Source organism: Trichococcus sp. TS_SC_9, from assembly GCF_056156325.1.
Window position 1 is genome coordinate 2062085 of sequence record NZ_CM149591.1, and the last position, 18590, is coordinate 2080674.

Annotated in this window: 17 protein-coding genes and 1 riboswitch; of the genes, 15 read left to right on the forward strand and 2 right to left on the reverse strand. The window is 50.9% G+C overall.

What is annotated here, in order from left to right; all coding sequences use genetic code 11:
* Positions 1 to 247: 247 nt before the first annotated feature.
* Entirely contained in the window at positions 248 to 1414 is a 1167-nt protein-coding gene (locus AC0J5I_RS09940; protein ID WP_475299659.1) for an aminotransferase class I/II-fold pyridoxal phosphate-dependent enzyme, read from the reverse strand.
* A gap of 342 nt (positions 1415 to 1756) precedes the next feature.
* A riboswitch (Lysine riboswitch) is annotated at positions 1757 to 1902 on the forward strand.
* A gap of 159 nt (positions 1903 to 2061) precedes the next feature.
* On the opposite strand from AC0J5I_RS09940, the gene dapD reads away from it, so the two are divergent.
* The 10 genes from dapD to AC0J5I_RS09990 all read left to right on the forward strand — a co-directional run bounded on the left by dapD (position 2062) and on the right by AC0J5I_RS09990 (position 11503).
* The gene (dapD, locus tag AC0J5I_RS09945; protein ID WP_475299660.1) at positions 2062 to 2775 is read left to right on the forward strand and encodes a 2,3,4,5-tetrahydropyridine-2,6-dicarboxylate N-acetyltransferase; all 714 of its coding nucleotides are present in this window, start codon (positions 2062 to 2064) and stop codon (positions 2773 to 2775) included.
* 31 nt (positions 2776 to 2806) lie between these two features.
* On the forward strand, positions 2807 to 3949 hold the full coding sequence (locus AC0J5I_RS09950) for a M20 metallopeptidase family protein (RefSeq protein ID WP_475305663.1): 1143 nt from the start codon (positions 2807 to 2809) through the stop codon (positions 3947 to 3949).
* Between the two features lie 425 nt (positions 3950 to 4374).
* Positions 4375 to 4890, forward strand: coding sequence for a hypothetical protein (locus AC0J5I_RS09955; RefSeq protein WP_475299661.1), 516 nt, complete (start codon positions 4375 to 4377; stop codon positions 4888 to 4890).
* Positions 4891 to 4929: 39 nt separating this feature from the next.
* A complete protein-coding gene (locus AC0J5I_RS09960) occupies positions 4930 to 5460 on the forward strand; it encodes a DUF2179 domain-containing protein (RefSeq protein ID WP_475305667.1) in 531 nt (176 codons plus the stop codon).
* A gap of 40 nt (positions 5461 to 5500) precedes the next feature.
* On the forward strand, positions 5501 to 6448 hold the full coding sequence (locus AC0J5I_RS09965) for an aldo/keto reductase (RefSeq protein WP_475299662.1): 948 nt from the start codon (positions 5501 to 5503) through the stop codon (positions 6446 to 6448).
* A gap of 572 nt (positions 6449 to 7020) precedes the next feature.
* A complete protein-coding gene (locus tag AC0J5I_RS09970) occupies positions 7021 to 8061 on the forward strand; it encodes a branched-chain amino acid aminotransferase (RefSeq protein ID WP_475305672.1) in 1041 nt (346 codons plus the stop codon).
* A 375-nt stretch (positions 8062 to 8436) separates the two neighbouring features.
* Positions 8437 to 9426, forward strand: a complete 990-nt coding sequence (locus AC0J5I_RS09975) for a YihY/virulence factor BrkB family protein (RefSeq protein WP_475299663.1) — start codon at positions 8437 to 8439, stop codon at positions 9424 to 9426.
* A 127-nt stretch (positions 9427 to 9553) separates the two neighbouring features.
* The gene (locus AC0J5I_RS09980) at positions 9554 to 10750 is read left to right on the forward strand and encodes an FtsW/RodA/SpoVE family cell cycle protein (RefSeq protein WP_475299664.1); all 1197 of its coding nucleotides are present in this window, start codon (positions 9554 to 9556) and stop codon (positions 10748 to 10750) included.
* Positions 10751 to 10774: 24 nt separating this feature from the next.
* A complete protein-coding gene (locus tag AC0J5I_RS09985; RefSeq protein ID WP_319217612.1) occupies positions 10775 to 11128 on the forward strand; it encodes an arsenate reductase family protein in 354 nt (117 codons plus the stop codon).
* Between the two features lie 18 nt (positions 11129 to 11146).
* Positions 11147 to 11503 (forward strand): glycine cleavage system H family protein, encoded by a 357-nt coding sequence (locus AC0J5I_RS09990; protein ID WP_475299665.1) that lies wholly within the window; start codon positions 11147 to 11149, stop codon positions 11501 to 11503.
* Between the two features lie 287 nt (positions 11504 to 11790).
* Here AC0J5I_RS09990 and AC0J5I_RS09995 read toward each other — a convergent pair whose 3' ends face one another.
* Positions 11791 to 12516 (reverse strand): gamma-glutamyl-gamma-aminobutyrate hydrolase family protein, encoded by a 726-nt coding sequence (locus tag AC0J5I_RS09995; RefSeq protein WP_475299666.1) that lies wholly within the window; start codon positions 12514 to 12516, stop codon positions 11791 to 11793.
* Positions 12517 to 12771: 255 nt separating this feature from the next.
* Here AC0J5I_RS09995 and sufC point away from each other — a divergent pair, with 255 nt between their 5' ends.
* From sufC to sufB, 5 genes are read left to right on the forward strand one after another with little or no spacing between them, the layout of a single operon-like run.
* Complete coding sequence (gene sufC / locus AC0J5I_RS10000) at positions 12772 to 13545, forward strand: Fe-S cluster assembly ATPase SufC (protein WP_475299667.1); 774 nt, start codon at positions 12772 to 12774, stop codon at positions 13543 to 13545.
* 11 nt (positions 13546 to 13556) lie between these two features.
* The gene (sufD, locus tag AC0J5I_RS10005; RefSeq protein WP_475299668.1) at positions 13557 to 14849 is read left to right on the forward strand and encodes a Fe-S cluster assembly protein SufD; all 1293 of its coding nucleotides are present in this window, start codon (positions 13557 to 13559) and stop codon (positions 14847 to 14849) included.
* Positions 14846 to 16081: a cysteine desulfurase gene (locus AC0J5I_RS10010; RefSeq protein ID WP_475299669.1), complete on the forward strand. Its 1236-nt coding sequence runs from the start codon at positions 14846 to 14848 to the stop codon at positions 16079 to 16081. Before sufD ends, AC0J5I_RS10010 begins: the two co-directional genes overlap by 4 nt.
* Positions 16068 to 16553, forward strand: a complete 486-nt coding sequence (sufU, locus tag AC0J5I_RS10015) for a Fe-S cluster assembly sulfur transfer protein SufU (protein WP_475299670.1) — start codon at positions 16068 to 16070, stop codon at positions 16551 to 16553. Before AC0J5I_RS10010 ends, sufU begins: the two co-directional genes overlap by 14 nt.
* A complete protein-coding gene (sufB, locus tag AC0J5I_RS10020; protein ID WP_475299671.1) occupies positions 16550 to 17944 on the forward strand; it encodes a Fe-S cluster assembly protein SufB in 1395 nt (464 codons plus the stop codon). The genes sufU and sufB overlap by 4 nt, the downstream gene beginning before the upstream one ends.
* Positions 17945 to 18590 lie beyond the last annotated feature (646 nt).

Sequence of the window (18590 nt, forward strand, 5' to 3'; positions counted from 1 at the left end):
CGGAGCGGCTGCTCCTCCGGAGAAGGAGGCGTTGGCCGGAGGACGATCCAAAATTTTGACGCCACCTCCGACGAGCCCACCCTCCCCGGAGGAGAAATCCGAATGTCAGCCGGACCTCCGGCGAAGCCGGCTCTCGCCGGAGCAAACCCAAAAAATGTGGGCCATTCCTCCGGCCAACAATCAACAACCAAAACCCAACAGAAAAAACCGCACAATCGCCCGATTGTGCGGTTAAACATTCATTCACTTATTTTGCATTCAAATCTTCCAGAAATGCAACGATCCGTCGGCAGCCTTCGATGACGTTCTCGTCGCTGGCGGCATAGCTCATGCGGAAATAGCCGACTCCGGATTCGCCGAAAGCCGATCCAGGGATGACGCCGACGCCGGCTTTGCGCGCGAGGTCGATGCAGAAGTTCCAGTCATCGTCGCCGTACTGCTCCGGAATACGCGGGAACAGGTAGAAAGCGCCGTCCGGATTGTTCATCTTCAGCCCGGCAGCCGTCAAGCCTTCCAACAGGATGTCCCTGCGTTTGAGGTAGGCAGCTTTCATCGTGGCAGTCGCTTCATCACCGTCGCGGAAAGCAACACCGGCTGCCGTTTGTGCAGGGGTAGAGCCGCAAGTGACCAAGCTTTGGTGATATTTCAGAATTTCGCGGATCAGGTCCGCTTGGGCAGCGACAAAGCCGACGCGCCAGCCTGTCATTGCGTAGCTTTTCGAAGTGCCATTGATGACGATCGATTGCTCAGGGATATACTTGGCGATGGATGTGTGACTGCCGTCGTAGGTCAGTTCGCTGTAGATCTCATCGCTGAGGACAAACACATCATATTTCCTGACGACATCGGCCAAGGCTTCGACTTCCGCCTGCGTGTAAGTGGCTCCGGTCGGGTTGTTCGGATAGGTAAGCACGACCATCTTCGTTTCCGGATTCTCATCCAACGCCGCCGTCAGGTCCTCTGGTGTGATCAGAAAACCCGTCTCGGATGTGTCGATTTTGACGCTCTGGCCGCCAGCCAAATGCGTAACGTATTCATACTGCGGGAAGGCTGGCGATTGAATGATCACTTTGTCGCCCGGATTCATCAGCGCGAACATCGACGCAGTGATCGCTTCCGTTGCGCCGACAGTCAGGATGATGTCGGTCTCGGCGTTGTAATGCAGGCCGTATTTCCGCTCCATGAACTTCGCGACTTCCTTGCGGGTCTCAAGGACACCGGCGGAAGGGGCGTAATGCGTCTGATTCTGGTTCAAAGCCTCTGCGGCCGCCGCCTTGATGAAATCCGGCGTATCGAAATCTGGCTCCCCCATTGTGAAACGGATCAGATCCTTCACGTCGCTGATGGCCGCGTCAAAGTTGCGGATGGGCGACCCCTTCAGTTGCTTCACAAAACGGTTCGTTTCTCTGCTCATAATTTATCTCCTCCGGATGAAATATCCTTTATCAATGTATAGTCGAACATGCGCCAGCCGATTGCTGACGCCCAATATCATGAAAATAACATAACACGATTGCAGACGTATTTCTATGCAAAGTTGCGTACTCTTGGGTGAAAATTAGAAATCCGCGAGTTTGATGAGCGTTTTCACATAGGAGTGGCCGATCCTGCCCAGCACTTTCCGATCCGGAGTCCAGCCCGCGCCTTGCCATGCAACTCCAAAACACTTAGAGACCAAGTTGAATCCAGCTTCTGCCCCGGAGCGGTTGACAGTTCTGGCGGATAAGTGTACGATTAGAAAAATAAAATGAATCTCCAAGCAAAAAGAGGTCGCGGCTGGTCAAGATTACCGCAAGGGAAAGGGACGGTCGCCGAAGCATGCAGATGCTGGACCCAGGTTGAACAAATGTGGGGCTGTTCCATTGTTGTTGCCCGATGACAATGGATTGCGCTTTAGCTTGGTTGGGCGAATGCAGGTCTCCGTAGCCGTAAGCACTCGCTTACCGCTATTTTTTTTGCATTTCAGCAACAAACGGCTGCCTGCCGCATAAGGCAAACACAGGCTAGCATGCTATAATGGGCATGTTGGAACAGAAAAAATGATCGGGAGGAAACATCAAAATGAGCGAACTATTATTGACAGATGCTTACGAAATCGCAGCATATATCAAAGCTGCCGAAAAGCAAACACCTATAAAACTATACATCAAAGGGGATTTCGAGAATCCTGCCTACGAAGGCTTGAAATTCTTCGGAAACGGAGACAGCTACACAGTCTTCGGCGACGCTGCAGCGATCTATCCTTTCTTGGAAGAAAACAAAGATAAGATCAAAGATCATGTGATGGAATACGACAGACGCAATTCTGCGATTCCGTTGTTGGACACTACCAAAATTGAAGCGCGCATCGAGCCAGGTTCATTCATCCGTGATCACGTGACAATCGGCAAGAGTGCCGTCATCATGATGGGTGCGGTCATCAACATCGGCGCAATCATCGGCGAAGGCACAATGATCGATATGGGCGCGGTGGTCGGCGCACGCGGCACAATCGGCAAAAATTGCCACATCGGAGCAGGCGCAGTGGTTGCAGGCGTCCTTGAGCCACCATCGAAATCACCAGTCATCATCGAAGACGGTGTTCTGGTCGGCGCGAACGCTGTCATCATCGAAGGCGTGCACATCGGCGAAGGCGCTGTTGTCGCAGCAGGCGCAATCGTATTGGAAGACGTACCGGCTAACGCGGTTGTTGCGGGATCCCCTGCTAAAATCGTGAAGATGAAGGACGCTCAGACAAGCGAAAAAACCAAATTGTTGGCGGACTTAAGAGACTAATAACTAAACGCGGAGGGACCAGGTGAACAGCATGCAAATTGCAGAATTATATGATACGGTGAAGACGATCCGAAGGGAGCTCCACCAGATTCCGGAGATTGGCTTCGATCTGCCGTTGACTTCGGAATACGTCCGCCAAAAGCTGGTGTCGTTCGGTTATGAACCGATCAGCACCGCCGAAACGGGCTGGGTAGCCGTCCTGAAGGGCAAGTTCCCAGAGGCTGTCGCTTTCCGTGCGGACATGGACGCCCTGGAAGTAACCGAGGAAACAGGAGCGGATTTCGCTTCCCTTCATTCGGGCAAAATGCATGCGTGCGGACACGATGGGCACATGGCCTTATTGTTGGGTTTCGCAAAATACCTGAAGTCCCTGCCGATTTTGGAAAAGTCCGTCGTTTTGGTCTTCCAGCCGGCTGAAGAAGGCCCGGGTGGCGCGAAATGGATCATGGACTCCGGCATTCTTCAGGAGCTGCAGGTCAAAAAAATCTACGGTTACCACCTGTATCCGAGTCTCCCTGAAGGCATTCTCGGCTTGGCAAAGGGACCATTGATGGCGCGCAACGGCGAATTCGACATCACGCTTGAGGGCGTCAGCTCGCATGCCGGGCAGCCGCACTTCGGCAAGGATGCCTTGATTGCCGCCGCACAGATCCTGCTCTCGGTCCAGAACATTCTGGCCCGCGATCTTGATCCCTTGCAACCAGCTGTCGTGAACATCGGCACGCTCCATGCCGGGGAAGCCCGCAATATCGTGGCCGGAAAAGCCGAGATGACCGGGACGATCCGGAGCTACGATAAGGCGGTCTATGCATCCATCAAGGAGCGCCTTGCCGATATCTGTGCAGGCATCGAGCGCATGAGCGGCGTCATCTGCACGTTGGATATCCGCGATTTCTATCCAGAAGTCACGAACGATGCGGAAATGATCGGCACGTTGATGGACGCGTTGCCGGCAGATGCCTACGAAGTCGTCAAACCATTGATGTTGGCCGAGGACTTCGCTTTCTACCAAGAGAGCATCCGCGGTGCCTTCATCCTGCTCGGGACCGGCCGTCCCGACATGGGTTGGACGCACCCGCTCCACAGCAGCCGCTTCAACTTCGACGAGAAGGTGCTGCTGCAGGGAATCGCTTGCTATGACCTGATCCTGGAAAAGGAAGGGCTGAAGGGCTAAAAGCCAACAGTCAAGTTACCGAACACAAAATATACAACCAAAAAGCACCCTCACCAGGGTGCTTTTTTCTTTCGAGGCACATAACGATTGCCGTCCTCCGGTGAGGGGTGTTTCGCCGGAGGACAGGACCGCATACAGATGCTCACCTCCGACAAGCAGAAGACTCCTCGGAGGAGCGCCCTTTTATTTCCGGTCTCTTCCGGCAAAAGAACCCTCGCCGGAGCTGGGGGCCAGTTTGTATTGCACATCTCCCGCAGCCGCTTTTTGCCAAATTTGATCGAAGCGGGCAAACTGGATCAGCTGCCGCAATATTGCGCCACATCCAATAAAATTGTAAAGGTTCGATTAAGTTGATGGATGGGAAAAGCATTTTCTCCTCAAAAAAGGTACAATGGAATCATATATTGTATGAAAGAGGGGAAATTATGCATAAGAAAAGATTATCCGCATTGCTTTTAGGGTCAACAGCATGGCTTCTTGTCGCGTGCCAGAGTCCGGCAACAGACACAGCAGCCACCGAGGCGGCGACAAGCACGTCACAAGTACAATCAGATACAGAAACGACCAACGAAGCAAGCGATCAAGCTGCTTCAAGAGCGAGCAGTTTGGAAGCAGATGAGAGCGTGCAAGCACAATCCGCAGCAAACAGTACCACGGCGGATCCCGCAACGACCGCCGATACTGCTCAGACCACCGATGAGGCAACACTGATCACCGAGGCGAAACAAACAATCACGCAATTGACAGGCTATGTCGAAAGCGATGTGTACCTGTTTATCGTGGAATCGGTCGAGGGCAATGAAGTCACAATCAACGTCCGCGAAAACGGCACTGATGTAGCAAGCTCCGTCGGTTTTTACCGTTACAACGGAACGACCGGGGAATTGCTGGAAATGGATATCGTAACAGGGGAATACACCCGCCATCCTGCACAATACTAAGAGGATAGGTTTGAATCAAAAAAGGAGAGGGTGATGACGATGTTCGATTGGGGATTATTGGCGAAAATATTCGCGATCAGTCTGAGCTATGTGACGATGAACACGATCCGGTTCATGTTGACGATAAAAGGCTACCGCATTTTGGCGCCACTGTTGAGCATGGTGGAAATCGTCATCTATGTTTTGGGACTGTCGATGGTCATGAACAGTCTGGACAATCCACTCAATCTGGCGGCCTATGCGCTCGGTTACGGGGCCGGCATCGCTATCGGCATCAAAATCGAGGATTTGCTCGCGCTTGGGTACACAATGATCACCGTCATGACGCAGGATGTGAACAGCCCAATGCCGAACTTACTGCGCGATTTTGGCTATGGAGTCTCATGCTACCGAGCCCACGGGAGGGACGGCGAGCGGCTTGTACTTGAAATCCTGCTCACACGCAAAGCCGAACGCCATCTTCAGAACAAAGTATTGGAAATCGATCCGAAAGCTTTCATGGTTTCATACGATCCGAAATACATCCACGGCGGCTTCTGGTCCAAACGGGTCCATCTTGGCAAAAAATAAACAAATGAATAAATGAACGGGCAAGGAAAGGGGAAACGAGATGACAGAACTTGTGAAATTGGGAAGAACCGACCTACTGATCCATCCGATCGGGCTGGGGGCGAACAAGATTGCCGCAGCCAATCCGGAAACGAACACCGAATACGGCGGTGATGTGCTTTTGAGCGCGATCAACAAAGGACTTAACTTCATCGACACGGCGTTCCTTTATGGGCAGGGCACTTCCGAAACCATCATCGGCAAAACGCTGAAGGAACACAACCTGCGCAATAACGTGGTCATCGCCACAAAAGGCGCGCACGAGGTGACCGAAGCCGGCATCGTCTTGAACAACAATCCAACTTTCCTGACGGAGCAGGTCGAAAACAGCCTGAGACGTCTGCAGACTGATCATATCGACCTTTACTACATCCATTTTCCGGATGAAAAGACACCCAAAGCCGAAGCTGTCGGCGCGCTGCATCGACTGAAGGAACAAGGAAAGATCCGTGCCATCGGCGTTTCCAATTTCAACCTGGAGCAGCTGAAGGAAGGCAACGCCAACGGCTACATCGATGTTGTCCAGGATGAATACAACCTCCTGAACCAGTCGGCCGAAGAGAAGCTGTTCCCTTATTTCCGTGAGCGGGGCATTTCCTTCATCCCGTACTTCCCGTTCGCGTCAGGGTTGTTGGCCGGCAAGTACACGGAAGATTCGATCCTTTCGGAGAAACAACAGCAGCGTCCGCAGTTCCGGGGCGACACCTACAAAGACATCCTGAAACGCGTGGACCAGATTCGGCCACTCGCCGTGAAGCACCAGACCGGGCTGCAGAATATCGTCCTGGCCTATTATCTGTCCAAGGACATCATCGATGCCGTTATTCCCGGCGCACGCAACCGGAAGCAGGTGCTTGAAAACCTCGAGGCTGCAGAAGTGCGTTTGGATGTAGAGGATATCGCTTTGATTCAGCAAGCTTTCCCGGCGTCGTACCGCTTGCCGAAATGATTTTCCGTTTGTCCTAAAGTTATTTATTACAAAACGATGAAAAAAGCATTTGACATTCATTAGATACAGGCATAGAATTACATCATAATCTAACAAACAGAAGGGGGAGAATGAGGATGGATGCGACTTGCGGAATGTGTACGTTACTGAACAAAAAGAAAGCGTCGTTCTCATTCGATGCCCTAGTCATTCTAAAAGTGATTTAGCCCGGATTCTTACTTACTACAAGTAGAGTCCTCTTTCCGTTTCATGGGGCTCTCATTAAAGAATGAGCCTAATCACATAGGCTCATTCTTTTTTTTGTAGAGTTGAAAAGTATAAAATATTTTGAATCCAAAAGTGCATCACCTTTGGTGTTTTACAGGTTTGCAAAAGGTTTTATGCAATCAAAATGGTTGGCTAGCTTCACGGGTAAGCCCTTCGGAAATTAGATAAATCGTACCTATTGCGCTCTACGATGCTCAGTCGGCACGATTTCCTAAATTTCTTTCAGGACTGAACGAACCCGTTCAGCTTTTCTTATCGTTAAATCTGATAAATAATATAGATATGGAGTGGTTTGGATGACAGAAATGACACAGACAGCAGAACAAAAAGCGTTGAACATCGATTGGGAAAATCTAGGATTCAGTTACGTCAAGACGGATTATCGCTTCATTTCTTATTGGAAAGATGGGAAATGGGACGACGGCGAAATGACGACCGACAATAAAGTGCACATCAGCGAAGGCTCTCCAGTGCTGCACTACGGCCAATCCTGCTTCGAGGGGATGAAGGCGTACCGCACAAAAGACGGCAGCATCAACCTGTTCCGTCCGGAAGAAAATGCCAAGCGGATGATCCAAAGCTGCCAACGCTTATTGATGCCTGAGTTTCCGATTGATAAATTTGTTGAGGCCGCTAAAGCGGTAGTCAAAGCCAATGAAAAATGGGTGCCGCCTTACAACACCGGCAGCACACTCTATCTGCGTCCCTACTTGATGGGTGTCGGCGACAACATCGGTGTCAGCCCAGCGACTGAATACATCTTCTCCATCTTTGTCATGCCGGTTGGCCCTTACTTCAAAGGCGGCTTAACGCCGACGAACTTCATCGTGTCCGACTATGACCGTGCCGCGCCGCACGGTACAGGTGCAGCGAAGGTAGGCGGAAACTACGCAAGCAGCTTGCTGCCTGGTAAAGAAGCACACGATCGCAATTTCAGCGACTGCATCTATCTTGATCCAGCAACGCACACGAAGATCGAAGAAGTCGGCTCCGCAAACTTCTTCGGCATCACGAAGGACAACCGTTTCGTGACTCCAAAATCACCATCGATCCTGCCGAGCATAACCAAATATTCCTTGTTGTATTTGGCTGAGCACCACTTGGGCATGGAAGTCGAAGAAGGCGATGTCTTCATCGACAAGCTGGATGGGTTCAGCGAAGCCGGCGCCTGCGGAACTGCCGCAGTCATCTCTCCGATCGGCGGCATCCAGTACGGCGACAATTTCCATGTTTTCAATTCCGAAACAGAAGTCGGACCTGTGACGCGCAAATTGTATGAAGAACTGACCGGCATCCAATTCGGCGACTTAGAAGCTCCGGAAGGCTGGATCGTGAAAGTAGACTAATTCAATTGAATGCAGAGCAGCTCTCCCTCAGCATATGTGCTGGCGGAGGGCTGCTTTTTTGAGCTGGTGAGTGCTGGAGATGGGTGTGAGCGGAGGAGTACGTCAGCTCCGGTGAGAGGTGCGTTGCCCGGAGTACAGCATGCGCGCCAGCGACCAACTACGGCGAGCGAATGCTGGCCGGAGGAGAGGCGGTATCCGGCAGGCGTCCTCCGGCGAAGCCGACGCGGCCGGAGGTGACATTTTTCAATCTCACTAGCTCCGGCGAAAACCACCTTCGCCGGAGCCGGACAAATCGCACAATCGATGCTTATCTGTGGCAATCGCAGCCGCTTTTGGCTATGATTAAGCTATAGAGTTTGGCGGGAGGAAAAAATAATGAACGCATTAAGAAAATTCATCAAAAATCCAAACATTCGCCAAATCATGGTTTTGTTCCAGCAGCATTGGGGCCGGATGGAGATCGGGCGGCAGTCGGCTGAGATGGCCTACTATGTGCTGTTGGCGCTGCTTCCGACATTGTTGTTGCTGGGGAACATCATTCCGTTGTTACCGTTACCGCGGGAGCAGGTGCTGGCATACGTGGAAATGGCCTTGCCGCTTGAAATTCGCAACACCATCACACCAATACTGGAAGAATACTTGAACAGCGGCAGTGGCGGGGTGGTTTCATTCGGTCTGGTGTTGTCGATCTGGACGGCTTCGAAAGCATTCAATGTCTTCCAGAACGTTTTGAATCAAGTGTACAATACGAAGATGCGCAAGAATATCATCGTCCACAGGATCTTTTCGTTTGTGATCGCATTCCTGTTGGTCGCCATGATTTCGCTTGTCGCCGTACTGTTCATGTTCGGCAGGTATATCCGTGATTTCTTCGAAGAGTTTTTATCCATCCAGTTGGACTTCATCACCGCCTTCGAAAATGTCCGTTGGATTGGGGCCTTCCTGATCATCTCAGTCATCATGACGGTCATTTATTTCGTGGTGCCGAATGTGCGTTGGTCATTCAAGTTTTCGGTGCCGGGGGCGGCATTCGCAACGATCGGCTTCCTGTTGATTTCGCAACTGTTCTCTTTTTATGTGGGAGTCGCCGGGAGCCAAGCCATCGGAAACAGTGCAATTGGGGTTGTGATCACGTTGCTGTTATGGCTGTATCTGATGGGGACGGTGCTGATCCTGGGGGGCTTCCTCAATGTGATGCTGTACCATTATTTTCGGCCGTTGCCGATTGTTCTGAAGGAAGAGAGCCGCTATGCAATCCGTTATTCGAAGAACGCATTGGCGCTGACAGTCAACGAACAATCGCTGAAACGGCGCCTGATCCGCAAAAAACTGCGCATCCAAGGGAACAAACAAGCAGACATATGATTGAATCCGGTATGACGAGGCAGAGAGGTTTAGGTTTTTTTAAACCTCCTCGCCTTTTTTTTTGGGCGAAGTTTCTATATAATGAATAGATAGCACGCCTATTGTTTTTGAAAGAAAGGATTTAATCATGCGAAATCAACAAAATACGCAGAATGCGGATGTTTCAAAGATCGATTACGGCATTATCCTGTCCGTGTTCCTTCTGGCCATCATCAGTGTCCTGACGATTTATTCAACTACTGTCCTGCAGACGGACGGCGGGATCGATACGACCATCATGCAGCTCGTCTGGTACGGCATCGGCATCATCGCCGCGGCCATCGTGATGCACTTCGATTCCGAACAACTCTGGAAAGTCGCGCCGATTGCATACGGGGCCGGCGTCCTACTGCTGTTCCTGGTCCTCATTTTCTATGACCGCAACACCTATGCGCTGCAAGGAGCGAAGAGTTGGTTCCGATTCGGTTCCGTCACTTTCCAGCCTTCGGAAGTCGTGAAGGTCGCCCTCATCATCATGTTAGCGCGGGTCATGACCGAACACAACATGCATATCGATGACCGCACCGAAAAGACTGACATGAACTTGCTGCTGAAGATTGCCATGTGGTCGGCACCGCCGTTGCTGCTGGTCATCCTGCAGAATGACCTCGGCACGACACTCGTGTTCCTGGCGATCATCATCGGAATGACGTTCCTTTCCGGCGTATCCTGGAAAATTCTGCTGCCCGTATTCGGGACAATCGGGGCCCTTGGATCGCTGCTTATCTACCTGGTTGTCTATAACCGCGACGTGCTCCTGAATTTCGGCTTCCAGAATTACCAATTCGCCCGGATTGATTCCTGGCTCGACCCGTTTGGGGACAGCACCGGGGATGCCTATCAACTGGCTCAAAGCATGAAAGCGATCGGATCAGGCAAACTGTTCGGCAAAGGCCTCGGCGTTTCCGAAGTCTACGTGCCGGTGCGTGTGTCCGATATGATCTTCTCCACGATCGGCGAGAACTTCGGCTTCATCGGCGGATGTTTTCTCATTTTCATCTACTTCCTGCTGATTTATCAGATGATCCGCATCTGTTTCGATACGAAAAATGAATTTTATGCCTACATGGCGACGGGCGTCATCATGATGATCCTGTTCCACGTATTGGAAAATATTGGCATGACGATCGGGTTGTTGCCTATCACCGGTATCCCATTGCCGTTCATCTCGCAAGGGGGCTCGGCGCTCCTTGGCAATATGCTGGGGATTGGGCTGGTCATGTCGATGCGTTACCATTACCGCAGCTATATGTTCTCGGAAGAGGACGAACATTTCGGAATCTGACCCTAACTCAAGGAGGCAATTGCATTGATCACCATCTACCAACATCCCCAATGCTCGACCTGCAAAAAGACGCGCGCTTGGTTCGACGAAGAGGGCATCGCCTACGAATTGAAGGACATCCGCGAAGAGCGCCCGGACCGGGAAAGCATCCGCCAAGCGATCGCATCGGGCAATCTGACGCTGCGCCGCATCTTCAACACGAGCGGCAACCTGTACAAGGAAATGCAACTGAAGGACAAACTCGACAGCATGGACCTTGAAGAAGCACTGGACCTGCTCGAATCGGACGGCATGCTGATCCGCCGACCATTCGTCACAGACGGCACGCAGATCACGGTCGGCCACGACGAAGAGAAATTAACCACGACCTGGAAATAAGTGAAGGAGGAAAACAACATGACTGAAAACACAGTGAAATACAGCGAGAACGGCTTCTGGATCAAAAAGGAAGCGGGCAAGTACATCATTGGTCTGTCCGAAAAAGGCCAGGATGACCTGGGCGAAGTCAGCTTCATCGACCTGCCGGAAACGGGAGTGATCAAAACGACAGACACGCTGATCGGCGTCGAAGCCGCCAAAGCGATGACCGACTTGGCTTCTCCGTTGGCGGGCACGATCACAGCGGTGAACGAAGCGCTGGAAAACAATCCGGAGAACCTGAACAGCACCGATGCAACAGTGAACTGGATCGTCGAGCTGACGGATGTCGCGGATGAAGCTTTCGAAGCTTTGCAGAACGAATCCGGACTGTAAAAGAATGTGAAAAGACAAAATGGCAAGCATCCGGACATCGTCGTGTCCGAGTGCTTGCCTTTTTGATTTTTGTTTGTGCTCCGGCGAACGCCGGGTTGGCCGGAGGAGCCAGCCCCGGATTTACTTGTCCTCCTGCGAGGGAATCTTGGCAGGAGGACAGATTGAGTACCCTGTTCGTCCTCCGGGGAGGGTTGCCTCACCGGAGGACGCGAAACCTTTCCATACTCAACTCCGGCGAAGGGTTCCCCGCCGGAGCTGAGGCCCGAAACCCGAAATCCGAAACCATTCTAGCGCGAAGACCGCGCCACCAAATCCTCAAAGAACAGACGCATGTTCTTGGCTTCCGGTATCATTGTCTCCGGGTGCCATTGGATGGCGAGGATGCTTTGTTCCGGATCCGTCGCTTCGACGGCTTCAACAAGACCGTCGGGGCTGTATCCGACAGGCTGCAAGCCTTTGGCGACGACTTTCAAGGCTTGGTGGTGGAAGGAATTCACGGACAGCTTATCGCCGACGAGTCCGTGGAGGTGGCTGCCTTCCGTCACGACGACGGAGTGGGTCGCATATTTGAAGTCGGTCTTCTGTTGGTGCTGGATGCGCATTTCCGGATATTCATGGGGAAGATCCTGATACAGGCTGCCGCCCATCTGGACGTTCAAAATCTGCAAGCCGCGGCAGATGGCCAGGATCGGTTTCTTCTGTTTCAGTGCTTCCTCCACAAGCGCCATTTCGAAGTCGTCACGCAATGGGAAGGTCGCGCCGATATGCAGGCTCGGTTCTTCGCCGTAAAAGTTAGGGGAAACATCCTGTCCGCCCGTCAATAACAGCCCGTCGATTTTGGCGACGTAGTCCGCTGCCGTTTCGGGGGCGCCGATCGGAATGATCAGCGGATTGCCGCCTGCGGCCTGGATCCCTTTCACGAATCCGATAGGTGTGTAGGCGACGGAAATCCCTGAGAAAGCAGGGACAGCCTCCAGTAATTGGTTGCCGGTTATGCCGATCAATGGTCTCATATATGTTGTCTTCCTTTCGTTATTGGCTGATTTTTACCATTTTACATCATAATTGAGAATATGGGAAAGAATCGTTCTTATAAGTGGACAAAACCGGCCGATAGTTTATAATGATTATAAATTGAAAAAAATTATCGTTGATTAATGGGGTTTTCATAATGATTCCATTGCGAAAGGTTTTCAATTGGGTTAAAATAGTCGTAGTGTTAATTATGAAGTTTCGATTAAAATATATAGATTGTGAGGAGTTAATTTATGTCTACTTTAGAAATAATAGATCTGCATGTCTCCATTGAGGATAAACAAATTTTGAAGGGTGTCAACCTGGTGATGAACACAGGTGAGATCCACGCCATCATGGGGCCGAACGGTACAGGTAAATCGACTTTGTCACAAGCAATCATGGGTCATCCGAGCTACACGATCACACAAGGCCAAGTTCTGTTGGACGGCAAAGATGTGACGGAAATGGAAGTCGACGAACGCGCACGCGCAGGCCTGTTCCTGGCGATGCAATATCCGAGCGAAATCGCCGGCATCACAAACGCTGAATTCATGCGTGCGGCCATCAATGCCCGCCGTCCGGAAGACGACAAAATTTCGGTCATGAACTTCATCAAGAAGTTGGACGAAAAAATGGAAATCCTGAACATGCCGGAAGAAATGGCTGAACGCTATTTGAACGAAGGCTTCTCAGGCGGAGAAAAGAAACGCAACGAAATCCTGCAGTTGATGATGATCGAACCGAAATTCGCGATCCTTGACGAAATCGACTCCGGTTTGGATATCGATGCTTTGAAAGTCGTTTCCAAAGGCGTGAACCTGATGGCAGGTCCCGACTTCGGCGTCCTAATCATCACCCATTACCAACGTCTCTTGAATTATGTACACCCTACATTCGTCCATGTCATGATGGACGGCCGCATCGTGAAATCCGGCGACGCCAGCTTGGCGAAACGTCTGGAAGCGGAAGGCTACCGCGGCATCCGCGACGAATTAGGTCTAGATATCCATTTGGATGAAGAATAGGAGGACGTCACATGCTGAACGAAGAAAAAACGTCCTTGTTGGATGTGGTTCGCCTGTTTTCCATTGAAAAGGAAGAACCGGAATGGATGCGCACGAAACGTTTGGAATGGCTGGAAAAATACGAAGAGCTAGCTTTCCCATTGATGGAACGCATCAGCTACCACCGTTGGCCGCTCCTTGACACAACCATCTCCGCCGGTGCATACGGCGAGGAATTGGTGAATAGCCAAGGTCTCCAATACGACTTGGGCGACACACCGAAAATCGTACAATACGGAAATGTGACGCTGATGGAGCAATTGCCACAGCATTTGATCGATCAAGGCGTCATTTTCACCGACTTATATACAGCCGCTCAGGATTATCCTGAATTGGTCCAAGAATACTACATGACGACAGCCGTGAAGCCGGAAGAAGACCGTTTCACCGCTTTCCACACAGCCTTCATGAACAGCGGCGTCTTCCTATACGTGCCGAAGAACGTCGTCATCGAAGAACCGTTGGAAGCTCTGTTCATCCAGAATTCCCACGTGAAGGAAAGCTTCGTCAAACACGTGCTTTTGGTTGCTGACGTGAATAGCTCAGTCAAATACGTGGAGCGCTACGAAACCGAAGGCAACGAAAAGAACAGCGCCAACATCATCGTTGAAGTCATCACGAAAACCGGCGCGCAAGTCAAATTCTCTGCAGTCGACACCATGGGCGAAAACACTTCAGTCTACATCAACCGCCGCGGCCACCTGTTGAAGGATTCCTCCATCGAGTGGGCGATCGGCGTCATGAACGACGGCAATGTCATCTCCGATTTCGATTCCGATCTGATCGGCGACGGTTCCCACAGTGAAATCAAAGTCGTTGCTGTTTCCACAGGCAGACAAGTGCAGGGCATCGATACCCGCGTCACGAACTACGGCAAGCACTCAATCGGCCATATCCTGCAGCACGGGGTCATCATGGACCGTTCGACTTTGACTTTCAATGGCATCGGCCACATCATCAAAGGCGCGAAGGGCGCAGATGCGCAACAAGAAAGCCGCGTCCTGATGCTGTCCGATAACGCCAGAGGGGATGCGAACCCGATCCTCTTGATCGACGAGAACGACGTCACAGCCGGCCATGCCGCCAGCGTCGGACGCGTCGACCCGGAAGAGATGTTCTATCTTCTTTCCCGTGGTATCCCTAAGGCAGAAGCCGAACGTCTGGTCATCCGCGGATTCCTGGGTACGGTCATCGCGGCCATCCCGGTCAAAGAAATCCGTGATAGCTTGGTGGATATGATCGAAAGGAAGTTGATGAAGCTTTGATCGATGCAAAAAAAATCAAACAGGACTTCCCGATCCTTTTCCAGACCGTGAATGACGAGCCGCTGATCTATCTGGACAACGCGGCCACTTCACAAAAACCGAAACAGGTGCTGGAAGCCATCCAACATTATTACGAATTTGACAACGCCAATATCCACCGCGGCGTGCATACGTTGGCGGAACGCGCGACTTCAGCCTATGAAGCCGCCCGCGAAAAATTGCGCCGCTTCATCAATGCCGCTTCGATGAAGGAAGTCCTCTTCACCCGCGGCACGACAACCGGCCTGAACTGGGTTGCAGTCGGCTTCGGCGATCTGATCGTCGAAGAGGGCGATGAAATCTACATCACGCCGATGGAGCACCACTCCAACGTGGTTCCTTGGCAACAGTTGGCGAAACGCAAGAAGGCCAAATTGGTCTACCTGCCGTTGACTGCAGACGGCTTCGTCGATGTCGAAAAATCGGCCGAAGTCATCACTGCAAAAGGTAAAATCCTATCGGTTTGCCATTCCTCGAACGTTTTGGGGATCACCAACCCGATCAAGGAACTGGCTGCATTGATCCACCAGCACAACGGCTACATCGTAGTGGACGGCGCCCAATCGACGCCGCACATGAAAGTCGATGTGCAGGCCTTGGATGCCGATTTCTACGCCTTCAGCGGCCACAAAATGCTTGGCCCTACCGGATCCGGCGTGCTATACGGCAAGGAAGCCTTGCTTGAAAAAATGGAGCCAGTCGAATTCGGCGGCGAAATGATCGATTTTGTCTACGATCAGGAAAGCACCTGGAGCGTCCTGCCTTGGAAATTCGAAGCGGGCACACCGAACATCGCCGGCGGAATAGGCCTTGGGGCTGCCGTCGACTATCTCGAAGCGATCGGCATGGATGCCATCGAAGCCTACGAGAAGGAAATGGTTCGGTACGTGCTGCCGAAACTTCAGGCTGTCGAAGGCATCACTGTCTACGGTCCTGCCGATCCGGAAAAGCATACGGGCGTCATCACCTTCAATCTGGAAGGGGTCCATCCGCATGACTTGGCTACGGCTTTCGATATGGAAGGCATCGCTGTCCGCGCCGGTCATCACTGCGCCCAGCCGTTGATGCGTTATTTGGACGTATCCTCGACAGCCAGAGCGAGTTTCTATTTCTACAACACATTCGAAGAGGCCGATCAATTCATCGCCTCCTTGCATAAAATAAAGGAGTTTTTCAAAGATGGCTTTATCTAAACTAGAAAACCTATACCGCCATGTCATTCTTGACCACTCCAGTCATCCGCACAATTACGGCACCTTGGAAAACGCCGATGAACAGATCGAGCTGAACAACCCGACCTGCGGCGACGTCATCACTTTACAACTGGCGATGGATGGCGACACGATCACTGCCGCCAAATTCTCAGGCCACGGCTGCAGCATCAGCACAGCCAGCGCCAGCATGATGACGGACGTTGTCATCGGCAAAACGAAGGCAGAAGCATTGGCCTTGGCGGAAGAATTTTTCCTGCTGGTGCAGGACAAAATCGAGCCGAATGAGGAACACCTCGGCGAAGCGATCGTCCTGAACGGCGTCGCGAAATTCCCTGCCCGCATCAAATGCGCGACTTTGGCTTGGAAAGCTTTGGAAAGAGCGATTATCCAAGACAAAAAAGAAAAAGGGGAAGAACAAGCGGAATCCCCGCATGAAGGAGAGATTTTATGAGCGAAGTACCAGTAGTTGACGATTATAAATTTGGCTTTCATGACGACGCAAAAATCATCTATTCCACCGGCAAAGGGCTGACTGAAGAAATCGTCAGAGAAATATCCGAGTCTAAGGATGAACCACAATGGATGTTGGATTTCCGTCTGAAATCATTGGAAGCATACAGAAAAACAGGGCTGCCAAAATGGGGCCCGGATCTATCCACTCTCAAATTCGACGAAATCACCTATTTCCAGAAGGCCACCGATAAAGTCGCCCGGACTTGGGAAGATGTGCCTGACGAAATCAAGGAAACCTTCGAAAAGATCGGGATTCCTGAAGCCGAGCGCGCTTATCTGGCCGGCGTAACTGTCCAGTATGAGTCGGAAGCCGTCTATCACAACATGAAGGACGAGTTCGAGAAACTGGGCATCATCTTCACCGATACGGATACAGCCCTGAAGGAATATCCGGAAATCTTCAAGGAACACTTTGCGACTGTTGTGCCACCAACGGACAACTTCGAAGCAGCCTTGAATTCGGCCGTTTGGTCCGGCGGCACGTTCATCTATGTGCCTAAAGGCGTCCAATGCGATGTGCCGTTGCAGACATACTTCCGTATCAACAACGAAGGCTCCGGCCAATTCGAACGCACGCTGATCGTCGTCGACGAAGGCGCCAGCGTCCACTATGTTGAAGGTTGTACCGCGCCGACTTATTCGGCCGACAGCCTGCATGCCGCAGTCGTTGAGATCATCGTGAAGAAGGATGCTTACTGCCGTTACACGACCATCCAAAACTGGTCAGCCAATGTCTACAACTTGGTGACGAAACGCGCAGTAGCCCTGGAAAACGCGACAATGGAATGGATCGACGGCAACCTGGGTGCCAAAGTGACCATGAAATACCCGAGTGTCTTCCTGAACGGCCGTGGCGCCAAAGGAACGATGCTTTCCGTAGCTTTCGCCGGAAAAGGCCAACTGCAGGATACCGGCGCAAAAATGATCCACAACGCACCGTACACGTCCAGCTCGATCGTCTCCAAGTCGATCGCCAAAGACGGCGGGGCAGTGAACTACCGCGGACAAGTGAAGTTCGGCAAGAAATCGGAAGGATCGATCTCGCATATCGAATGCGACACGATCATCATGGATGACATTTCCACTTCCGACACGATCCCGTTCAACGAAATCCACAACGGCAAAGTCTCCCTAGAGCACGAAGCGAAAGTTTCCAAAATCTCCGAAGAGCAGCTTTACTACCTGATGAGCCGTGGCCTCAGCGAGTCCCAAGCGACCGAAATGATCGTCATGGGCTTCGTAGAGCCATTCACCAAAGAACTTCCGATGGAGTATGCAGTCGAGTTGAACAGACTGATTGCTTATGAGATGGAAGGGTCAGTGGGATAATACAAAAATAAGGACTAGAAATGCTTAAATTAAGTATTTCTAGTCTTTTTTATTTTGTAGAATTTGAATTAACGTTAATAATATCAACAATGATAATTTTTAGGGGAAATATTGTTCTACTACAATGTACTGAGTGAACCTATCTGCGCTACCTTCTTCGTGTTAGGATATAACTCGCTGAAGACTTGATTTGTCATTTTTGAGTATTATAGACGACACAGTTAGTGAAAGCAGGTTCACACTGAAAAGTAACTTGAATTTTTTTTGCATATTTAATTGAGGGATTAAACAATTTTAATGTTCTTAAATATTGATATTTAGGAACATAATTCGAATTTTTATGCAATAAGCAGAATCATTAGATGTTAACGTTTAGAAAAAGAACTTGGTTCAGCTGATCTTTTAAGCAACTATTGTTACCTGACATTGATATTACGAGTGAGACATAAGTCAAGCTTGATGGTAGTTGTCAATTTGTGGAATTGAATAAACTATGAAAAATTTATTAAGAGATTATGAATTACTATTTAGTCACCACAGTAGCCAGTTCTTTAAAAATATTGTGTTAATAGTTAAAAATACTGATATAATAGTAATCGAAAACTTCTCAAGTTAGTTAACAATAACAACAGCTATAGAGTTTGAC

Bases quoted from the DNA above. Each gene is read 5' to 3' on its own strand.
- AC0J5I_RS09940 (WP_475299659.1), bottom strand. From the start codon at position 1,414: ATGAGCAGAGAAACGAACCGTTTTGTGAAGCAACTGAAGGGGTCGCCC.
- dapD (WP_475299660.1), top strand. From the start codon at position 2,062: ATGAGCGAACTATTATTGACAGATGCTTACGAAATCGCAGCATATATC.
- AC0J5I_RS09950 (WP_475305663.1), top strand. From the start codon at position 2,807: ATGCAAATTGCAGAATTATATGATACGGTGAAGACGATCCGAAGGGAG.
- AC0J5I_RS09955 (WP_475299661.1), top strand. From the start codon at position 4,375: ATGCATAAGAAAAGATTATCCGCATTGCTTTTAGGGTCAACAGCATGG.
- AC0J5I_RS09960 (WP_475305667.1), top strand. From the start codon at position 4,930: ATGTTCGATTGGGGATTATTGGCGAAAATATTCGCGATCAGTCTGAGC.
- AC0J5I_RS09965 (WP_475299662.1), top strand. From the start codon at position 5,501: ATGACAGAACTTGTGAAATTGGGAAGAACCGACCTACTGATCCATCCG.
- AC0J5I_RS09970 (WP_475305672.1), top strand. From the start codon at position 7,021: ATGACACAGACAGCAGAACAAAAAGCGTTGAACATCGATTGGGAAAAT.
- AC0J5I_RS09975 (WP_475299663.1), top strand. From the start codon at position 8,437: ATGAACGCATTAAGAAAATTCATCAAAAATCCAAACATTCGCCAAATC.
- AC0J5I_RS09980 (WP_475299664.1), top strand. From the start codon at position 9,554: ATGCGAAATCAACAAAATACGCAGAATGCGGATGTTTCAAAGATCGAT.
- AC0J5I_RS09990 (WP_475299665.1), top strand. From the start codon at position 11,147: ATGACTGAAAACACAGTGAAATACAGCGAGAACGGCTTCTGGATCAAA.
- AC0J5I_RS09995 (WP_475299666.1), bottom strand. From the start codon at position 12,516: ATGAGACCATTGATCGGCATAACCGGCAACCAATTACTGGAGGCTGTC.
- sufC (WP_475299667.1), top strand. From the start codon at position 12,772: ATGTCTACTTTAGAAATAATAGATCTGCATGTCTCCATTGAGGATAAA.
- sufD (WP_475299668.1), top strand. From the start codon at position 13,557: ATGCTGAACGAAGAAAAAACGTCCTTGTTGGATGTGGTTCGCCTGTTT.
- sufU (WP_475299670.1), top strand. From the start codon at position 16,068: ATGGCTTTATCTAAACTAGAAAACCTATACCGCCATGTCATTCTTGAC.
- sufB (WP_475299671.1), top strand. From the start codon at position 16,550: ATGAGCGAAGTACCAGTAGTTGACGATTATAAATTTGGCTTTCATGAC.